This is a genomic window from Variovorax sp. KK3, from assembly GCF_001984055.1.
Lineage (GTDB): Bacteria > Pseudomonadota > Gammaproteobacteria > Burkholderiales > Burkholderiaceae_C > Variovorax.
In genome coordinates this window covers 1-241 of sequence record NZ_LYVO01000229.1, presented here as the reverse complement: position 1 = coordinate 241, position 241 = coordinate 1, and the positions used below count along the sequence as shown (strand labels likewise).

At 72.6% G+C, this 241-nt stretch carries 1 protein-coding gene; it reads left to right on the top strand.

The features are described 5' to 3' along the window. The coding region (locus B0W80_RS36570; RefSeq protein ID WP_179107118.1) for a cadherin-like domain-containing protein at positions 1 to 241 on the top strand (241 nt) is incomplete at both ends.

Below are 241 nucleotides of genomic sequence, written 5' to 3'. Positions count from 1 at the left end.
CGAAGCCCCCGTCTCGGGCTCCGTGCTCACGGGCACCACCAGCCCCGACGGCCCGATCACCGTGACCAGCTTCCAGGTGGCAGGCGATGCGGCCGCCTACACCGCCGGCCAGACCGCGACGATCGCCAACGTGGGCACCTGACGATCAACGCCGACGGCAGCTACGCCTTCACGCCGGCCGCCAACTACAGCGGCGCGGTGCCGACCGCCACCTACACGCTGAGCGACGGCGGCGCCACTG